The sequence below is a fragment of the Streptococcus oralis genome, from assembly GCF_003943395.1.
GTDB lineage: Bacteria > Bacillota > Bacilli > Lactobacillales > Streptococcaceae > Streptococcus > Streptococcus oralis_BF.
On sequence record NZ_RJPJ01000002.1, the window covers coordinates 1 to 15,322 of the forward strand.

Here is a 15,322-nt window from a genome sequence, read left to right on the forward strand (position 1 = left end):
CTTTCATCATTTCTAACTAAATTACTACTTGGCAAAATAGTATGATTTTTTAATTGACTAACTATCCTCTCGAATATATGTATATCATCCCTATTTTCAAAAAACATTGATTTATACTCTGATACCTTTCTTTTTATAGTAGTTCCAAACCTCAGGCCAAAACATATCCTTTTTATCAGACAGTCTAGCAATTTCTGTATTATGTATATATTTCGAAGGATGTATCGCAATTACCTTTCTCTCTAAAATTTTTTCGAACGCTTCAAATCTTAAAAGATCAAAGTACTTGCTATAATCCTTACTAAATACCAGATCAAATTGACTTACGGGAAAACATCTATTAAAATCGTTTGGACTGTTTTCTGGTCTTCCACCTTGAGTCACCGTTACCCTATTTGGATATTTTTTTGCAAAAATATTTATCGCTTCCAATCTCGTTGTGATTGGAAGCAAAGTCTTTTCAAAATTTGCATCACATTCTTTGTAAAAAACATTAAGAAGCAAATCATCTGAGGTGTCTAACCGTTCATCACTAGTAGAGTTCTCTAAACAGACAATCACTAATTTTTCCCATTTTTTTAGTATCTCTTCAAAGAAATATATATGACCTTTTGAAAAGTAATTGAATCTTCCAAATGTAACCGCAGTCTTACTATTAATTTTCACTATAAAATAGCTCCTTCCCAGTACTTTTTAATCCAAAAAGCCTCTCAATTGAATAAGCGATTTCTCTCAGACTTATACCAAAATCGCGATTAAAACACATATTCTTTTTAGATAAAATAATTAGTGGTACATCTTCATATGAATGAAATGTGCTTCCATCCATTGGATCATTTCCATGATCAGCTGTAATTATTATAATATCATCTTCTTCAACCTCATTGACTATTTTCATTAAATTATCCGAAATTATCCTTAACACTTTAACAGATTTTTCAATATTTTGTTCATGGCCAGCTAAATCAATTTCCTGAATATTACAAAAAATAAAACAATTATTATCTTGATTCGAGATATGTTCAATCAATTCGTTTATGGTTTTTTGAGTGTCCGCTCCTGAATAGTTTATCTTTACATTATTCCAATTCAGTGTAAACATTTTCCCAACTTTTCCAATTAATTGAATATTGATTCCTGACTCGGCCAATGTTTCCAACAAGTTTCTATTAGTTGCTTCCTTACCAAAGTGCTTCACCTGATATTTTTCATTATAAATATTAAGTGGTGGTATACAGAGAAATTCATATGTTTTGCCCAAGTAATTTCTTTCCTTAATTGCTTTATTGTATACTTCTTCTAAAGTTACCTCATTTCCCCACATTTGTATCACCCTAGTACAATTAGAAACGTTTAACAAATTTTGAGCTAATTTGTCCATTTCTTTTTCTCCTATATTTGGTTTAGTTAACCAGAGAATGTTTAAATTCAAGCCAGGTTGACACTCCCCATTATTCCCAATGACAAATTTATCTCCTACTAAAATGATTCCATTGTCTAATCTCTCTTCACCATATTTTGATAAAAATGATAATTTTTCACACAAAGATTCCGTAATGAAAACTTCTTGTACTTCGATTCTTGCATCAATCATCTCAGAATGTCCTAAATATGAATCTGGAATTCTAGTTGAAGGAGTGATATAAGTACTATTTACATTAATGTTATTTATTTCTTGTTTTTTCAATTCTTTATTACAAATATTAAAGGTTGAGAAAAAATTATTTGCACTACTATACTTTAAAATCCTGTTTAATGTTCCGAATGACTGTTCATTTTTCAGCCCTAACGCATCAATTACAAGTAAAACTATTTTCATAAAATTTCTACCTCAATTATAATAGATTCATGAGTCGTATAAATAAAATATTTAAATCTCGAAACTGCAAACAATAAAATATAAACGAGTTCGCTGATGCAGGGAAATTCTTATTTTAAATATAATAATTTGTGATTTATTACCAAAGGCAATTCAAATATTAATCTGACTATCATTTATAAATATCTTCCTTAATACTAAGTCTTTAGATATTCTAAAGACTTAGGTGTACACCTAAGTCTTTAGATATTCTAAAGACTTAGGTGTACACCTAAGCATTTTATCCTCCAACAATGATAATAATATCCATCACCAATATCAAAATTGGTATAAGTTTTGATATTTTTTTCATATTATTCCTCCTTTTACTTTTTAATTATTGTATAATAAATAAAAAGTATTTAAAATTTTGTTGGGAAAGTGGGAAAAATATGAAATCAAAACTTGGTACAACACTTAGAAAAATTCGTAAAGGGAAACAAATCAGCTTGTGCTCTATTGCTGATGATAATTTATCGAAATCACAGATTTCTCGTTTTGAGCGAGGCGAATCAGAGATATCTTGCATCCGACTGATTAATATTTTGGACAAATTACATATATCTCTGGATGAATTTCTCATTTTACATGATAATGATTATACAAAAACTGAATCGTTTGCTAACTTGATACAGTATATTAGAAAAGAGTATTCTTTACAAAATATCCAAAATATTTCAACTTTACTTTCTGATTCCTCAAATTACAATTTAAATTCATTTGAAAAAACAATGATAAAGTCTATCATACACACACTAGATAATGATGTCGCTCCAACTGAAGAAGAAATCCTTCAATTAACAGACTTTCTTTTTAAAGTTGAAAAGTGGGGATATTATGAAATTATTCTTCTGGGAAATTGTGCCCGAACAATAAAATATGAAGCATTGTTCTTACTTACAAAAGAAATGTTAAAAAATTATATCTACTCTTCTCTAAATAAAACTAATAAAAAGTTAGTTACGCAACTCTCAATTAATTGCTTAATATCAAGCGTTGACATTGAACAATTTGAAAATTGTAAATACCTAATAAAAGAAATATCACAATTACTAGAAAATGAACTAAATTATTATGAACAAACTGTATTTCTCTACGCACAAGGATATTTTGAATTTCACCATGATGCTAATGCTGGAAAATCTAAAATGCAACAAGCACTCCAAGTATTTGAAATACTTGGAGAAAAAAGTATTTATGAACAATATTTAAATCACTACTCCAAAAATATAGAAAAAAACTCCTAATAAAAAAGGGAGCAATATACACCCACAGACACCTTTATATTTTTGCCATTTTGACTCCCATGTGTATTTGGAAATAGATTTTAAATAATTCTGCTATTATTCCGACTACCTCACTTCAAACAATTAAACTGATACTCCTCTCGATAATGACAAAAAGGCTTGAAATCAAGCCTTTTCTAAACTCTGAAACTGTGGGGTTTATCCTTCTTTCACCAGCAATCCCACTACCTCAATATGTGCTGAGAGCTTTCTTCTATACTAATAGACGAAAGGGTGTGAAAATGATTTTTAAATGATACTGTGGAACGGAACAGTAGCCCTAGTATTGACTACTGTCGTTTCTATTCATATTGGCTATTCTAGGACTGAGATGAAAAAATCTATAAATGCTCAGAATAAAATTGAACCCGCAAATCTCCCCAAAACAATGGTGAGTCATGTACTTGTATTATTCCGAAAAAATACACCTCTGGTGCAGTGAGACAAATTGGTGTATCTTATAGTGGCTTCGTAGATGAAAGCTATACTCTACTATCACTCTTTGATGATGTAGAACAAATTGAAAAAGATAATAGACTTCAGACAGCTATTGATGTTGTCAGAGAACAGTTTGGTTTTTTAGCCATACAAAAAGGAACCGTCCTAACTGAAGGTTCCAGAAATATTGAACGCAGTAAACTTATCGGTGGTCATTCCGCGGGTGGATTGGAGGGATTAAAATGAAACAAGAAAAAAATACAGTACAATTTTCAGAAATCCGTAGCAAAGGATGTAATGATATTGAAATGCTTGAAAGATTTTTACATGGAATCGTTGAAACAGCAACTTCAAAACTTCGTCAGAGAAAACTCAAAACAACTGAAATATCGATACGACTAGTACATGCTAAATCTGAAAACCGATTACCATTGGAATTTACATTTAGCATTAAGCCAACAAGCTCATCTGTGATAATCTATACTGAGGTAATCAATCGCTTTAAAGAATGTTACACAGGTGGGGGAATTCAAGGTTTTACGATTCAATTTGATAAAAATACCCTTGCCTCTGCATAGAAAGGATTTGATATGATTGACCGTTCATATTTACCATTTCAATCAGCAAGAGAGTACCAGGATACAAAGATGCAAAAATGGATGGGCTTTTTCCTATCTGAACATGCATCAGCACTCTCTGATGATACAAACAAAGTAACGTACATGTCTGACTTATCACTAGAGAAGAAATTATTACTCCTCAGTCAAGTATACGCCGGGCAGCTACGCACACGCATTCAAGTGATTGAAAAAAACAAGCGTGTTTCCTACACTGGAACAATACCAAGTCTGACCAAAGATTTCATTTTGATAAAAACTACAACAGGTCACATCAATTTGAAATTAAAAGACATTATTAGTATTGAACTTGTCGAGGAGGTGCTCTATGAATCAGCTTGAGTTTCAGCGTAATCACCTACAAATGGACTATTATAGCGAGAGCTACCAAGATTTTGAACGTGACTTCTACCGCTACTCTAACATGAATATTCCATTGACCTTCCTAACTGATGATATCCTAAAAACAATGGCGACTTCACGTAAGAATTACTTTGTCCTCAATAAGGAAAAGTCCAGAGATAACCGCGATCACTTCTTCATATTTGAAGTAAGTACCGTAGATGAGAATCCGCTAATCTATCATTATACATATAAGAAAACTACAATATATTTAGCAGAAAAATAGGAGCAGTTCAATTGACTGTTCCTATTTTTAATATTCATAAAATCTAAAGTCTTTATACTCTTTAACAATGGAGTCGCCAACCAGAACAGACTATACTGACCAGCGACTACCTTAAATTTAATGTTTCAGATTTATTTTCTTATCTCTAATTTCATAAACTACATCTGCTACATTTTCGAGTAATCGTTTATCGTGGGTGATAAACACGATAGTTCCGGTGTACTCCTTCATTAGTATTTCCAAAGCCTCTAAACTTGGTATGTCAAGGAAGTTACTGGGTTCATCCATTATTAGGATGTTATATCTACCCATGAGCATTTTAGCAAGCAACAATTTTATAATTTCTCCACCGCTTAAAACAGATAAACTTTTTCCAATATCGTTCTGTTTGAACCCCATAGATGCTAGCACTGAACGAATTTCTGATATATTGTAGTCACAATCCTTCTGCATAAACTCCATAACATTCTGATTACTGTTGTACTTGTAACCATTCTGTGCAAAGTAACCTATTTTTGCCTTAGGCGAAATAGAAATTCCTTCTTCATGGTTTAAGATCATTTGGATTAAAGTTGTTTTTCCGATTCCATTACCACCAGTTAACGCCACTTTTGCTCCTAACGGAATTTGAAAAGATGCATTTTCAAACAGAGCCTTATCCCCAAATACTTTATTAATTTCTGCACCGACTATAGGGTATGGATTATGGAGCTCCAATGCTTTACTTTGCCTGAAACGAATTCTGCGAATGCCTTCCGGAGCTTCTACTTTTCCTAAGGCCGCAATCCTGTGCTCTAGGGTTTTAGCAGCATTATACATCTTTTTTTCCTTACTTCCTATTGATTTTTGATGAGCTAAACGCCCTCCGTCTTCAGTACTTTTTTTCTTTGAAGAACCTTTTGCCTTCTGTTCTATTTTACGAGCCTGTTTTCGCTTTTCCTCCGCAGCCCTTTCCAATCGGGCACGTTCCGCAATAAATTGTTCGTATTCTGCAGCTTGGCTCTTACGTTCTTCCTCTTTCTGACGAAGATAATCAGAATAGTTTCCCCAATACTCAGTGATTTTGCCATCTTTCAGTTCCCATATTTTATCTACTATTTCATCAAGAAAATAGCGGTCATGGCTAATAACTAACAGTGCACCTGTAAAATATTTTAGCTGTCCTATTAGAAAATCAATTCCTTCACGGTCTAAATGGCTCGTAGGTTCATCCGCTAAAATACCATGAACCTGTGCCGATAAGGCCTGTGCTATTTTAAGCCTTGTTTCTTCACCACCGCTCATAGTCTGTATATTTAATTGCTCAACACCTAGCTTGCCTACAAGTGCAAAATCTTTTTCCTCCTGCAGAGTTACTTCGTCCAACTGGGGAATATAGGCAAGTTCACCCAGACGATTCATTTTACATCCTGGGGGAGTTAATTCTCCTAAAAGTACCCTGAGTAAAGTGCTTTTTCCAGCACCATTTGCTCCTACTAAACCAATACGGTCATAATCATATACTTCTAATTCATTTATATCTAAAACATCGCGTCCTTTGAATTCCACACGAATGTCTTTTGCTTTTAATATTAATTCCATAACATTTCCTCCTGTCTATAATCGCATGCTTTCATTTGCTTGTATGCAGGGAAAACCCTGCGATTTTAGCAGGAAGAGTTACATGAAAATAAGATACATAAATATTCCTCCAATATTGTTTATTTTAAATCTAATTTTCTAACCTCAGTTATCATTTGGCAAACTATAGCAATGCCAATAATTAAAATACCTGATAGTAAAAACCAATGATTTACACCGATTTTATCAGCAAAGAATCCAGAAAGAATTAACCCAATTGGCATAGCAAGTGACATGATACTTCCGATCAAAGAAAATACACGTCCTAAATATTCAGGCTTAATTTTCTCCTGAAAAAGAGCTGTTTGCACACCGCTATAAAATGGCACCGAAAGCCCCATTATTGCACAGCAAACTACGAATATTACAAATCCATTTGGAGGAAGTATTCCCGAAACGGCTAAACTGGTCCCCATTATAAAAAATGAACTTGTTATTAGTAATACATGCTTTTCGAAGCCCCCTAATCTTCCTAATAATAAGCCTCCTGCTAGCATCCCAAATGCAAAGGAAATTTCCGTAATAGAAATATGCACAGGCGTTCCATTAAAGTGTTCCATGCTTATTAAAGGAAATAGTGCATTGATTGGCATATAAACAAAAGTATATAGTGTTCCTAAGAGTAATAAGGCAAACAATCCTTTGTTTTGTCTCAGAACCACAACTCCTTCTTTCATCTCCCTTATGAAATTTGGTTCTAAACTTTGCACTTGATTACCCAGCTTAGGTATACGTACAATTGCTACCGTAATAGATGCAATCACAGCACCCAATACGTCGATGGCAATAATAGCATTTAAATCCCAAACGGAGTATAAGAGTGCTGCAACTGCCGGACTAACAATATAGCTTATAGACTGCAAAGACTGACTATAGCCTGCGCATTTCGTTAGCTGTTCTTCTGGTACTAAAAGTGGTGTAACCGCATTGAGTGCTGGGGTATGAAAAGCTGTTCCAATGCTACGGATAAACAATACTATCATAATCATCCAGACAGGTAGCTCCATACAGAATGCAACAATAGCAAGCACTGCACCAGCTGCTGCGATAATTAAATCGGCACCAATCATTATCTTCTTCCTATCATGACGATCCACTAGCACACCAATGGCAGGTCCCAAAATCGCATAGGGTAAAAAACCTACTAATGAAGCCATAGACAAGACCATCGCAGATCCTGTTTTTTCTGTAAGGTAAAAAATAATCGCCATTTGCAGGATGGCACTAGTGATTAATGATACTGCTTGCCCTGCCCATATTGCATAAAATTTTCGTTTCCAATTGTTGTATTTTTCCATTTATATTATCTCCTGCATATTATTTTGCTTGAATTTCTATTTTGAATAGCATTCTAGGCAATAAAAAATGCAGGCCAAACCCCACAATGTGGCTTTTGGTCTGCATACATACAATTTGGAAACATTCATATTAAAGACATAGTTAAATAAAGGTATAGTTAAATAACCAATATCCTCACCGTAACTAATGAATGCTCAATATCGTATAAATAAGCACAACAAAAAAGCCTATCATCGGGTATAGATTCTGCTTTTTTTATTGCCAGCTTATCTTAAACGCATTGAGGCTGTCATAGTTTCGGTTCCTCCTACATCTTTGTTTATATCAATTTATAGTATAACACAACAAGATGATATGTTCAATATAAAAGTTATGGAATGAGACTCATACTTCCAATTCGATGCCAGATTTAAAGGATATGACGAAGTTTTCTTCATAGACTGTAACGCTCTGGATTATCTTCCTTAGTAGCAAGCGATTAGCTTTCACAAAATCTTCTGTTTGTAGTTTTAAAAATTCATCAGGATTTTCTAACTCAACCTCAAAATATTTCATTTTACATTCCCTCATTTCATTTATTGATAAATTGAGTTTGCAAAAAAGAGTGGACAATTTTTGTCTACTCTTAACCTTTAAAATAGTTTTTTTTAATCGATTTAAAGTTGCCTAAATTATTACTTATTCGGTAAAATGAAGTATTGCTTTCAACAGATTTCCTTCAACTACACTTCACTTGATTCAAACAAGGTGGGTACATTTCTATTCCCACAAACTCCTTGTCAATGGAAACAAACACGTACCCACAGGGTAAATGGAAATAGAAACTGATAATTTCTAGCTATCACTTCTACTCATTCCAAAAATTTTCTCACTCTGATACTTACCCACCATAAAGCAAAAAGCCTTGCAATCAAGGCTTTCATTATCCCTTTCGTTCAAAGGTTTCTAAGCTTTTACGAGCAGAGCGACACACTCAGCGGTTCGCTATCTCCGTTCTGTCTGCGTGCTAGCACTTGTCAATCACGGACAGCTATCGCATGGGCGGAAGTAAATGCTAATCTTCGTCGTTTTACTCCTTGACTAGCAAACTTACCGCCTCAACATGATGCGTTTGTGGGACTCAAAAGGTTTGGAGAACCTTTTGAAGATTAGCTACGTTTCACTAACAAGCTTACACATTCAACATGTAATGATAGTGCCTACCAATACTATAGAACGAAATCAAGTTGCTCAAAATTAGTATTATACTATTGAACTAAATACATTAAAATTTTATATTTCTAGATGGAAATGATGCTTTAGAAATAGAAACTATATCGTGAGTTGCCGTTTTTTCTCCAGTTTCAATTATTGAACTCAACAGTGCAGTACTATCAATATCGGTATTCTGGAGTGGAAGTTCAATTGCAACTAATGTTCCATCTAATTGATTCAATCCATATTCAATTTCTTCAATATCGCCACTTGTATAAACGTAGTTAGCACCACTTATTAATAAAAATCTCCCATTTAATTTCTTACATAACTAACTTACTACATATAGTCCAAATCCTGAGTTACTCCATCTATCAGTATCCCTATTTTCTGTTCCTCTTCGAAATGCTTTAGATATACCTGGTCTTATTGCTGAACGTAATGAATCAAGATTGGTCTCATTCTCTCTTTTATGAAATTTGTTTTCCGTTAAGCTCCTATGAACTCCAATTCCTTCATCCATTATTACAATTTGAGCTCTGGAATAGATACTACTAGGCCAAGATTGAACACAAATCCATAAATCGTCTTTACCTGAATGTTCAGGAACATTTCTAATTATTTCTCTGATAATATATTTCAATATTTCTTGCAACTCACTGCGACCTGTAATTATCTGCGCAAATTGAGTAGCACGACCAATGATATAATCTCCCCTCTAGAAATATTCACCACGTAAGAAACTTTTCCCATACTCTTCTTTTACATTTATATTTGTTATGGGGATATAGGTATTATTTCCTTGAACATGACCAGTATTTTTTACCTTCAGTAGCATGTGGAACAAAATATTTAAATAAGCCCATCCATAGTAACCACTATTTTTTCCAGTACCTTCAATGATAGAAACTACTATTCCTTCCAGGCCTTCAATAATTTTTCTAAATTGATAACCAAAATATATCATTGCAATCGGTTCCGCCCACCTAAGAAATCTAAAATCTAATATTATTTCCTTATCATTTTCGGGAAGTTTATCAATTTCCTTCAATAAATAATCATACTTATCTTTGACTTTATCAAAACTTAGAGACCTTATCTCAATTTTCATATTGTTAATACCTCTGCACTATTAATTACTTATGAAAGTCCCAGTTTGGACTACTAAACCACATATTGATTTATACAATTCTTTCAAAGTATAAATTCTTTTTCATTAAGAATATTCCATTGTAACACGTTCTCCATGATAACTAATCTTCTTTCTTGAACTCTATTATATACCAAAAACAGAGAATTTATCTATACTTTTAGAGTTTTATAATACGACTTCAGCTCCATCCATAAAGCAAACTGTAACTTACTGACCGATTATTATTTTTCAGGAAATTCAAACATCAAGTGGGTGTAATCTTCTTGCATACAACCACCCATATTAAGAAGAATTTGAGTGTGTTCGAAACCTGTATTTTTACTACTGCATTCCATAACAATGTAGTAATCATCATCTTCCTCTGCTTTTACAACTATCCCCATTGAATATGGAGTTTTCCAAAGAGGTTCTCTTCCATAAAACTTTGCTACAAATTCATTTGTTGGATTTGGTGTTTCCATACTAAAACCATTCTTAAATAGCCAAGCATGCCAATTTTTAAATGCTGGGGGAAAACCAAACATATGAATTGCTTGCATTGTAGATATTGCAAATCCCATTTCATTTTTTAAATTAATAACATACTTCTCAGTAGGATTTAGTCTATATCCATCTATAGTTTTTTCTGATTTCATACCACTATTAAGTTTAAGCTTTTTCATGATTATTCTCCTTTATTCATCTTTTGATTCTGGTCTTGCTTTGGTGTATGGTCTAGTTTCAGATATAAATTTCTCTACCTCTAAGAACGATTTTCCCAATTCATTCAAACTGAGAATCAACATATATTCTGCAACTTCACCAGCATGGTCAACGTAGCGCATAGGGTCTAATTTTGGGCGGAATTGCTCAAATGTGTCTCCTACAACAATCCAATCATCCATTTCACTATCATAGCAACAATGAAGTTGTTGCCATAATTCATAATCACTTTCTTCAAGAAATTCTTCATCAACAGAAAAATCTGCCCATGGAAATAATCGAGGAAAAACATCGGTATACGGTGTAAACGGAAACCAATAAGGATTGGCATACTCTTTAGTTTCTTGACCATCATTAACAATTAACTTAGTATCACCTTTACCACTAGACTTATTAACCCACTCTGTTGAATGTAGTTTAACTTCACCTCCATTTTGTATAATTTCCATAAATTTTTTCTGAGATAGTAGAAAGTTATAATTTTGAATATGTTGCGGTAAATTCGTATAGGAAAGAAGGTGATTATTTGATTGTTTATCCAAAAAAACTTGATTTATCGGAACTTTCACATAATATCCTTTGCCTCCTCCCTCTTTAGTTTTTTTAATTGTTTTAGGAGTTAACTCTTGCCAGATACACATACCATCATCAGGATTAAACAGAACAATTATACACGGAAGAGAATTCATCGTCCAATAATTATACTGTCTCTCATTTATGGTCCGAAAAATAATGCAGTTATCTTTTTTCTCCCTAAACCAACTTGGTCCTGATTTGATTTGTAATGCAAGGTGTTGTCTTGGTTTACCATCTACAACAAATTCCATATGAGCATCTATACCTATATCATTAACTGGCTGCTCTCTAAACATCCAACTATTTCTTTCTGCAATACATCCACAATGATGTATGCCAATCCTCTCAGTGCTATTAGCCATATCACTATCTACCTCCCTATATAACTAAACATACTAACAATTGACGTAATTCAAGGGGACCTCAGTACAATTTGCAACAGCTAGTTCCCAGGCTTGATTAAAATCTCCACTAATTTGAATCACTTTATAGAAATGTTCCGAAAACTCATATGCTATGCTCGATTCAACTATCCCTCTATGAAAAATAGAAAAGTTTGAATTTTGTAAACGTGAATACAATGCGAACTCTAAAGTTGAACAACAGTTAAGAAATGAACAATAAAATCTATGGTTAGAAATCCAATTACTAAATTTTATAAAAGTAATGTTTGAATCTACAAAAGAAAGTAGTATCTCCCCGTTAGGTTTCGTATATGTATGGCCCGCTAAATGGATAATATTCAGTACAGGGAATCTATCCAAAATTGTTCTAAATACATCAGTAGAGCATCCATGAATAGGAACAACCATTACATTCGGATCATTCGCAAACAAATCACAGATGTTTTGAATTTCATCATTTGCTTTGATATTATCTTCTTGTAAGTCTATCAAACTAATCGCCAAAACTACTTGTTGCCCCACTCCAGGAAAACCATCGTGAAGAAGTTGTAATTTTTCGTTTTCTAAAAAAATTCTCGAAACATTTATATAGGAATTCAAAATCTTTTTCCATTTAACTTTCGTTCTGTACTTCTCATTAGTTAAAAATTGAATTGTATTTTGTTGAAGAGACAACACAAAACTTCTCATAGCTACATAATCTTTTGAACTAACTTTTTTACGTAATACTGAGATACTTTCCCTGATGTTCTGCTCAACCAACATTTGATAATACTTCAATACTGATTCATCAGAGTCATTTTCATCTTCACTTTCATTAAATTTTGATTCCTGATGTATAAACGGCTCAAAAAAGTCAAAAATTGGCAAAATCACCGCCTCAAACTCAGGACTCTTTAATCTCTCACGAAAAGTTTCTTTTTCCATAATTCTTACTACAACTCCAACTATCTCTAATATTATATATTCTATCACAAAAATGCAAAAAAAAGCTATAACCACAATGGTTGCCCACTGTCATTATAACCTTTCGTCTACTCTACAAATCTACCTCAGTTCCCTCTAAGAATCTGACAGTTATCTGTCCATCCTCTGTAATTATAATATTATCCAATATCTGACACATCTCATGATAATCAAATTCCCACAAGGGCTTGTTTATCATTTCAGCCAACTTCAAACTATAGTGCTTTTCTAGCGGACGCTTTTCTTCTAGGATTTTGTTCCACTTTCCGTGCAACAAGTCAACATTCTCACTTAGTAGTTCTACAGCCATTACTACGGCTTTCTCTAACGTTTCTTCATCAATATAGTTGTTCTGGCAGCCAATCTGTCCTTTGACCCTATATCGATTGTTACATTGCCAAACCTTACGTTTACCTCGACTTGTAGTCCAATTTTTTCTACCAAATGCTGAACCACATTCGGCACAAAATACTTTTGTTGTAAAGTGATTGTTTTCTTTCTGCATGATATAAAATTGAAGCTTATGTTATTCTCTAAATCTCTTTCTTCTTGCTATTTCTAACTGAACAATCTCCCACTTCTCTTTATTTAAAATTGGTTCATGATTGTTTTCAATATAATATTGATTAACTTGCACATCATTAACAATTCGTTTCTTCGTCAGGAAATCAACGGTATAGGTTTTCTGAAGCAAAGCATCACCCTTGTATTTTTCATTTTGAAGCATTTTCCATATAGCACTTGGCACCACTTTGCTTTACCTGTGCAACCTGGTATTGCCTGTTCTCTTAACTCTTTGGAAATAAATTCTGGACTGTATCCTTCTAGAAATCTATCAAATATATACCTTACTACCTTTGCTTGTTCAGGGTTTATAATAAGATTTCCTTTTTCATCTTTGTCATATCCCATAAAGTTTGTAGTATTTACCTGAACTAGATCACGCTCAAACTTCTTACGAATTCCCCAAGTTGAGTTTTCTGAAATAGATCTTGATTCATCCTGTGCAAGTGACGATAGAATAGTTAGTAGTACTTCCCCTTTTGAATCTAAGCTATCAATATTCTCTTTTTCAAAAGTTACTCCAATACCTAGATTTTTCAGTTCTCTTACATACTTAATGCAGTCCAATGTATTTCTAGCAAATCTACTAATAGATTTAACTAAAATTCTGTCAATCTTACCTTCTCTACAATCCTGTATCAGTCGGTTAAAAGCTTCACGTTTTTTTGTATTAGTTGCTGAAATACCTTCATCTGCATAAATATCTACCAACTCATAATCTTCATGTTTTAAGATGAATTCACGGTAATAATTGACCTGATTCTCATAACTTGATAGCTGTTCGTCTTGGTCTGTAGACACTCGACAATAAGCGGCTACTCTGATTGTTTTCTGAATTTGAGATATGACTGTTTGCTGTAGATAACCGTAATGTTTTTCTCCATCTTCTATCCTTTCTAACACAATTACTGGTGAACTTAGTTTCCAATTTTCAATATCCCTTTCAGGGGCTCTCATACCTTTACATGACTTTTTTCCTTCTCTGATATATTTGGAACAACACCAAACAATCTTTTTCTTATAAGATACCTGTCTTTTTAATGTTGAACCACAATATTGGCATTTTAACATTCTGGAAAATTTATAGGTTTTATTTGTACCTTGGATCCGAGAACGGCTTTTCATTTTTACCTGAACCTTTTCCCATATTTCCTTAGATACAATTCCTTCATGATTATCTTCGATATAGTATTGTTTCAACTGTCCTTGATTTAATTTCTTTGGACCGTTTACACCATCATGAAAGTATTTTTGAAGCAGTAAAGAGCCTTTGTATTTTTCGTTTTTTTAAGATACTACAAATTGTGCTATTATACCATTTCTTTTCTGTTACAGTTGGAACCTTGTCCTCATTAAGCTTTTTAGCAATCCTATGTGTACCCATTCCTTCTAAATAACTATAAAAGATGGTTCTTACTATTTGCGCTTCTACTTGGTTTATAACAAGTTCACCTTTTTCGTTTAAATCATACCCTAAAAACCGTTTAGTATTAATGAGTAATTCTCCCTTCTGGAACTTTCTACGAAAACTCCACCGTTGGTTTCCGCTCATGCTTTGTAACTCTTCCTCAGCCAAACTTGCTAACACAGTCAAGACAACTTCACCTTCATTAGATAAGGTATGGATATTCTGCTCTTCAAAAAAGATATCAATACCAAGAGTTTTTAATTCTCGACTGATTTTAAGAACATTGATAAGATTTCTTGCAAACCTAGATATTGACTTAGTATGGATAACGTCAATTTGTCCTTTTCTACAAGCATCTAGCATAGTTTGAAAATCAGGTCTTTCATACTTTGAACCTGAAATCCCTCTGTCACAAAAAACACCCAAAAAATCAACATCTTCACGTTCAGCATACAACTTTTCAAAATAAACTTTTTGATTCTCTAGCGAATCAAGTTGACTTCCGTTGGTTGTCGAAACTCGAACATATGCACAAATTCTCTTTTTTCTTTTGTTATTCTTTGCTTCAATTTTTCTTATGTTCATTTTTCCCCAACAAGAAATTTTTAC

20 protein-coding genes and 1 pseudogene are annotated in these 15,322 nt (G+C 33.3%); 5 read left to right on the top strand and 16 right to left on the bottom strand.

The features are described from left to right. Positions 1-111: 111 nt before the first annotated feature. From D8802_RS01305 to D8802_RS10085, 3 genes are all read right to left on the bottom strand, one after another. Positions 112-666: a nucleotidyl transferase family protein gene (locus D8802_RS01305; RefSeq protein ID WP_084925395.1), complete on the bottom strand. Its 555-nt coding sequence runs from the start codon at positions 664-666 to the stop codon at positions 112-114. Then, positions 656-1,819 carry an alkaline phosphatase family protein gene (locus tag D8802_RS01310; RefSeq protein ID WP_125394512.1) on the bottom strand — a complete coding sequence of 388 codons (1,164 nt, stop codon included), beginning with the start codon at positions 1,817-1,819 and terminating at the stop codon, positions 656-658. Before D8802_RS01310 ends, D8802_RS01305 begins: the two co-directional genes overlap by 11 nt. A 280-nt stretch (positions 1,820-2,099) precedes the next feature. After that, positions 2,100-2,171, bottom strand: coding sequence for an SHP2/SHP3 family peptide pheromone (locus tag D8802_RS10085; RefSeq protein WP_142358420.1), 72 nt, complete (start codon positions 2,169-2,171; stop codon positions 2,100-2,102). 79 nt (positions 2,172-2,250) lie between these two features. Between D8802_RS10085 and D8802_RS01315 the strand changes: the two genes are divergently transcribed. The 5 genes from D8802_RS01315 (at position 2,251) to D8802_RS01345 (ending at position 4,827) form a co-directional block, all read left to right on the top strand. Further along, positions 2,251-3,105 (top strand): helix-turn-helix domain-containing protein, encoded by an 855-nt coding sequence (locus D8802_RS01315; protein ID WP_084925416.1) that lies wholly within the window; start codon positions 2,251-2,253, stop codon positions 3,103-3,105. A gap of 477 nt (positions 3,106-3,582) precedes the next feature. Further along, on the top strand, positions 3,583-3,828 hold the full coding sequence (locus tag D8802_RS01330; protein WP_001813542.1) for a hypothetical protein: 246 nt from the start codon (positions 3,583-3,585) through the stop codon (positions 3,826-3,828). Beyond that, on the top strand, positions 3,825-4,160 hold the full coding sequence (locus tag D8802_RS01335; protein WP_000806926.1) for a DinB/UmuC family translesion DNA polymerase: 336 nt from the start codon (positions 3,825-3,827) through the stop codon (positions 4,158-4,160). Before D8802_RS01330 ends, D8802_RS01335 begins: the two co-directional genes overlap by 4 nt. 12 nt (positions 4,161-4,172) lie before the next feature. Next, positions 4,173-4,541 (top strand): hypothetical protein, encoded by a 369-nt coding sequence (locus D8802_RS01340; protein WP_000567222.1) that lies wholly within the window; start codon positions 4,173-4,175, stop codon positions 4,539-4,541. Further along, positions 4,528-4,827 carry a DUF5960 family protein gene (locus D8802_RS01345; RefSeq protein ID WP_001072467.1) on the top strand — a complete coding sequence of 100 codons (300 nt, stop codon included), beginning with the start codon at positions 4,528-4,530 and terminating at the stop codon, positions 4,825-4,827. The genes D8802_RS01340 and D8802_RS01345 overlap by 14 nt, the downstream gene beginning before the upstream one ends. 117 nt (positions 4,828-4,944) lie before the next feature. On the opposite strand, the gene msr(D) is transcribed toward D8802_RS01345, so the two are convergent. The 13 genes and pseudogenes from msr(D) to D8802_RS01405 form a co-directional block, all read right to left on the bottom strand. Continuing rightward, entirely contained in the window at positions 4,945-6,408 is a 1,464-nt protein-coding gene (msr(D), locus tag D8802_RS01350) for an ABC-F type ribosomal protection protein Msr(D) (protein ID WP_000420313.1), read from the bottom strand. A gap of 119 nt (positions 6,409-6,527) precedes the next feature. Continuing rightward, positions 6,528-7,745, bottom strand: coding sequence for a macrolide efflux MFS transporter Mef(A) (gene mef(A) / locus D8802_RS01355; protein WP_000417519.1), 1,218 nt, complete (start codon positions 7,743-7,745; stop codon positions 6,528-6,530). Positions 7,746-8,130: 385 nt separating this feature from the next. After that, entirely contained in the window at positions 8,131-8,301 is a 171-nt protein-coding gene (locus D8802_RS01360; RefSeq protein WP_000873143.1) for a hypothetical protein, read from the bottom strand. A 709-nt stretch (positions 8,302-9,010) separates the two neighbouring features. Continuing rightward, positions 9,011-9,181 carry a hypothetical protein gene (locus D8802_RS10105; protein WP_158086276.1) on the bottom strand — a complete coding sequence of 57 codons (171 nt, stop codon included), beginning with the start codon at positions 9,179-9,181 and terminating at the stop codon, positions 9,011-9,013. A 90-nt stretch (positions 9,182-9,271) separates the two neighbouring features. Further along, complete coding sequence (locus D8802_RS10110; RefSeq protein ID WP_125394513.1) at positions 9,272-9,583, bottom strand: hypothetical protein; 312 nt, start codon at positions 9,581-9,583, stop codon at positions 9,272-9,274. A gap of 75 nt (positions 9,584-9,658) precedes the next feature. Next, the gene (locus D8802_RS01370) at positions 9,659-10,051 is read right to left on the bottom strand and encodes a hypothetical protein (RefSeq protein ID WP_084925401.1); all 393 of its coding nucleotides are present in this window, start codon (positions 10,049-10,051) and stop codon (positions 9,659-9,661) included. Positions 10,052-10,314: 263 nt separating this feature from the next. Then, a complete protein-coding gene (locus D8802_RS01375; protein WP_125394514.1) occupies positions 10,315-10,755 on the bottom strand; it encodes a hypothetical protein in 441 nt (146 codons plus the stop codon). A 12-nt stretch (positions 10,756-10,767) separates the two neighbouring features. Then, positions 10,768-11,733, bottom strand: a complete 966-nt coding sequence (locus D8802_RS01380) for a DUF4365 domain-containing protein (protein WP_125394515.1) — start codon at positions 11,731-11,733, stop codon at positions 10,768-10,770. A 33-nt stretch (positions 11,734-11,766) separates the two neighbouring features. Further along, positions 11,767-12,702, bottom strand: a complete 936-nt coding sequence (locus D8802_RS01385; protein WP_084925406.1) for a hypothetical protein — start codon at positions 12,700-12,702, stop codon at positions 11,767-11,769. Positions 12,703-12,814: 112 nt separating this feature from the next. Further along, a complete protein-coding gene (locus D8802_RS10505) occupies positions 12,815-13,246 on the bottom strand; it encodes a recombinase zinc ribbon domain-containing protein (protein ID WP_084925408.1) in 432 nt (143 codons plus the stop codon). A 21-nt stretch (positions 13,247-13,267) separates the two neighbouring features. Further along, complete coding sequence (locus D8802_RS10510; RefSeq protein WP_084925410.1) at positions 13,268-13,468, bottom strand: recombinase family protein; 201 nt, start codon at positions 13,466-13,468, stop codon at positions 13,268-13,270. Then, a complete protein-coding gene (locus D8802_RS10515; RefSeq protein ID WP_205008445.1) occupies positions 13,402-14,106 on the bottom strand; it encodes a recombinase family protein in 705 nt (234 codons plus the stop codon). The genes D8802_RS10510 and D8802_RS10515 overlap by 67 nt, the downstream gene beginning before the upstream one ends. Then, positions 14,069-15,298 (bottom strand): annotated as a pseudogene (locus D8802_RS01405) (recombinase family protein). The gene D8802_RS10515 and the pseudogene D8802_RS01405 overlap by 38 nt, the downstream one beginning before the upstream one ends. Positions 15,299-15,322: the final 24 nt, after the last annotated feature.

Excerpts from the sequence above, each read along its gene's own strand:
- D8802_RS01310 (WP_125394512.1), bottom strand. The coding sequence starts at position 1,819 with ATGAAAATAGTTTTACTTGTAATTGATGCGTTAGGGCTGAAAAATGAA.
- D8802_RS01315 (WP_084925416.1), top strand. The coding sequence starts at position 2,251 with ATGAAATCAAAACTTGGTACAACACTTAGAAAAATTCGTAAAGGGAAA.
- D8802_RS01335 (WP_000806926.1), top strand. The coding sequence starts at position 3,825 with ATGAAACAAGAAAAAAATACAGTACAATTTTCAGAAATCCGTAGCAAA.
- D8802_RS01340 (WP_000567222.1), top strand. The coding sequence starts at position 4,173 with ATGATTGACCGTTCATATTTACCATTTCAATCAGCAAGAGAGTACCAG.
- D8802_RS01345 (WP_001072467.1), top strand. The coding sequence starts at position 4,528 with ATGAATCAGCTTGAGTTTCAGCGTAATCACCTACAAATGGACTATTAT.
- D8802_RS01360 (WP_000873143.1), bottom strand. The coding sequence starts at position 8,301 with ATGAAATATTTTGAGGTTGAGTTAGAAAATCCTGATGAATTTTTAAAA.
- D8802_RS01370 (WP_084925401.1), bottom strand. The coding sequence starts at position 10,051 with ATGAAAATTGAGATAAGGTCTCTAAGTTTTGATAAAGTCAAAGATAAG.
- D8802_RS01375 (WP_125394514.1), bottom strand. The coding sequence starts at position 10,755 with ATGAAAAAGCTTAAACTTAATAGTGGTATGAAATCAGAAAAAACTATA.
- D8802_RS01380 (WP_125394515.1), bottom strand. The coding sequence starts at position 11,733 with ATGGCTAATAGCACTGAGAGGATTGGCATACATCATTGTGGATGTATT.
- D8802_RS01385 (WP_084925406.1), bottom strand. The coding sequence starts at position 12,702 with ATGGAAAAAGAAACTTTTCGTGAGAGATTAAAGAGTCCTGAGTTTGAG.
- D8802_RS10505 (WP_084925408.1), bottom strand. The coding sequence starts at position 13,246 with ATGCAGAAAGAAAACAATCACTTTACAACAAAAGTATTTTGTGCCGAA.
- D8802_RS10510 (WP_084925410.1), bottom strand. The coding sequence starts at position 13,468 with ATGCTTCAAAATGAAAAATACAAGGGTGATGCTTTGCTTCAGAAAACC.